Here is a 2,609-nt window from a genome sequence, read left to right on the forward strand (position 1 = left end):
CCGCAGGACTGCAAGCTGTTCGGCACGGTGTGCACGCCGGAAAATCCGGTGGGGTCGTGCATGGTGTCGTCGGAGGGGGCTTGTGCGGCGCATTACACGTATGGGCGGTACAAGGATGTGGCCTGAGCGTGGGCGGCTCGCGGGCGGCTCCTGGGCTGCTCTCCGGGGTTCAGCTCGGGCGGAGGGTTTTCTGGGGCGCTGTATTCCGCGTATGACCGCGGGCGTACTTTCTTTTGCTTCGCCAAAAGAAAGTAGCCAAAGAAAAGGCGACCCCTGGGTCGGCGCCCGCTGCGCGGGTTCCCTGCGCTACTCGGCAGGCCGGGCGGCTCGCATGAACTCGCCTTCGGCTCAGACAATGCGAGCCGACTTCCCCCGTCCCGCCTGCGTTGCTCGGCGCCTCCCAAGGGGCCCACAAGCGTCGCGCCTGACAGGCCACGGAAAAAAACAGCGGCTTCGCGGTGCACCGCATTTTTCGCCCAATTTCCGCGTCCACCGCAAAACTCCGATCGGTGTCGACTTGCCCCCTGGGAGGCGCCGAGCAACGCAGGGCTTGGCGGGAACAGGGCGAGGACTGTCTGAGGCCCGCAGGGCCGAGTTCCGCAGCCCCCGCCAAGGCCGAGTAGCGCAGGGAACCGGGCGCAGCCCGGTGCCGACGCGGGGTCGCCTTTTCTTTGCCGACTTTCTTTTGGCGAAGCAAAAGAAAGTCCGGTCGCGCGTCAGGCGCGAAACCCAGCCCCCCTGCATCACAACCCAATTCCAGAATCGCACATGACCGAAATCCGCAAAAACTACGTCCGCCCCCTCGACCTCAAACACGGCCAGGTCGACATGGCCCACGGTTCCGGCGGCCGGGCGATGGCGCAGCTGATCGAGGAGTTGTTCGCGAAGCACCTCGGCAACGAATACCTCGGCCAGGGCGATGACGGCGCGGTGCTGCCGCACCCGGGCGAGGGCCGGCTGGTGATGGCGACCGATTCGCACGTGGTGTCGCCGCTGTTCTTCCCGGGCGGCGACATCGGCTGCCTGTCGGTGCACGGCACGATCAACGACGTCGCCGTGATGGGCGCGAAGCCGCTTTACCTTGCGGCCGGCTTCATCCTTGAAGAGGGATTCAAACTCGCCGATCTGGCGCGCATCGTGCAAAGCATGGCGGCCGCCGCGCAGGCCGCCGGGGTGCCGGTGGTGACCGGCGATACCAAGGTCGTCGAGCGCGGCAAGGGCGACGGGGTGTTCATCACGACGACCGGCGTCGGCGTCGTGCCGCCGGGACGCGAGTTGTCCGGCCGGCGGGCGCGGCCGGGCGACGCGATCCTGGTGTCCGGCACGCTCGGCGACCACGGCATGGCGATCATGGCCGAGCGCGAGAGCCTGGGCTTCGATTCGCCCATCGTTTCGGATTCAGCGGCGCTGCACGGGCTGATCGACACGATGCTGGCGACCGGCGCCGACATCCGCGTGCTGCGCGACCCGACGCGCGGCGGGCTGGCCACGACGCTGAACGAGATCGCGCGCCAGTCCGGCGTCGGCATGATGCTGCAGGAGAAGGCGCTGCCGGTGCAGCCGGCGGTCAATGCGGCCTGCGAGTTCCTCGGGCTGGACCCGCTTTATGTGGCGAACGAGGGGAAACTGGTGGCGATCTGCGCCGAACAGGATGCCGAAAGGCTGCTTGCCGCGATGCGGGCGCACCCGCTGGGGGGCGCTGCGGCGATCGTCGGCAGCGTGCATGCCGACGACCACCATTTCGTGCAGATGACCACCGCCTTCGGCGGGCGGCGCATCGTCGACTGGCTGAGCGGCGAACAGCTGCCGCGGATCTGCTAGTGGCGCAGCGCGATCACCAGCGAGCGCACGTCGCCCAGTTCGGACAGCACCAGGGCACGGGCATCGGCCATGTCGTCGGCGTTGCGCACGCGGAACAGCTCGCGGCGGCCGTCCAGGTAGCGCACGGCGGCGGTGTATTCCGGGCGCGGCGCGCTGCGCCGGCGGGGGGCTGCGGCTTTTCGTTGTTGTTGCATTGTGTTCACCTCGGGCACAATTTGTTGTTGCGGTGCATCGTAACCAAACGCAAGCGATTGAAAAATATAGCGAAGGTTATAGATGTATGCAGCATGGAAATGTATTGCCCGGCAAGCCGCGCCGGCCGGTCGTTCCGGCCTTCTTCATGAATCGAAAAAATCCTGTTCACATGCGCATCCTTCTTCTTTCGCATGCCTTCAACAGCCTGACCCAGCGCCTGTGGTGCGAACTGGCCGGGCGCGGCCACGAGCTGAGCCTCGAACTCGACATCGCGGACAGCGTGGCCGAGGAGGCCGCGGCGCTGTTCCGGCCGGACCTGGTGATCGCCCCCTTCCTGAAGCGGGCGATCCCGGAGGCAGTCTGGTCGCGCCATCGCTGCCTGATCGTCCATCCGGGGCCGCCGGGCGACCGCGGGCCGTCGGCGCTCGACTGGGCGATCCTGCGCGGCGAGCCGCGCTGGGGCGTTACCGTGCTGCAGGCCGAGGCCGAGATGGACGCCGGGCCGGTCTGGGCGTCGGCCGATTTCGCGCTGCGCCCGGCGGGCAAGGGTTCGCTGTACCGCAACGAGGTCACCGAGGCGGCGGTGCGCGCGG

General features: G+C 67.8%; 3 protein-coding genes and 1 pseudogene. 3 read left to right on the plus strand and 1 reads right to left on the minus strand.

Going from position 1 to position 2,609, the window contains the following annotated elements; translation table 11 throughout:
* Together ACE3S9_RS18210 and hypE are read left to right on the plus strand one after the other, a co-directional pair.
* Positions 1-126 (plus strand): annotated as a pseudogene (locus ACE3S9_RS18210) (hydrogenase formation protein HypD); the annotation flags it as partial.
* Between the two features lie 642 nt (positions 127-768).
* Positions 769-1,821, plus strand: a complete 1,053-nt coding sequence (gene hypE, locus ACE3S9_RS18215; protein WP_374547892.1) for a hydrogenase expression/formation protein HypE — start codon at positions 769-771, stop codon at positions 1,819-1,821.
* Here hypE and ACE3S9_RS18220 read toward each other — a convergent pair.
* Positions 1,818-2,015, minus strand: a complete 198-nt coding sequence (locus ACE3S9_RS18220; protein WP_374547893.1) for a hypothetical protein — start codon at positions 2,013-2,015, stop codon at positions 1,818-1,820. The two genes, hypE and ACE3S9_RS18220, sit on opposite strands and share 4 nt — an antisense overlap.
* Positions 2,016-2,185: 170 nt before the next feature.
* Here ACE3S9_RS18220 and ACE3S9_RS18225 point away from each other — a divergent pair.
* Positions 2,186-2,609: formyltransferase family protein (locus ACE3S9_RS18225; protein WP_374547894.1), on the plus strand; the 424-nt coding region annotated here is incomplete at its 3' end.

This window comes from Rhodoblastus sp., from assembly GCF_041915505.1.
Taxonomy (GTDB): domain Bacteria; phylum Pseudomonadota; class Alphaproteobacteria; order Rhizobiales; family Beijerinckiaceae; genus Rhodoblastus.

Coding starts and splice junctions, on each gene's coding strand:
- ACE3S9_RS18220 (WP_374547893.1), bottom strand. CDS start 2,015: ATGCAACAACAACGAAAAGCCGCAGCCCCCCGCCGGCGCAGCGCGCCG.
- hypE (WP_374547892.1), top strand. CDS start 769: ATGACCGAAATCCGCAAAAACTACGTCCGCCCCCTCGACCTCAAACAC.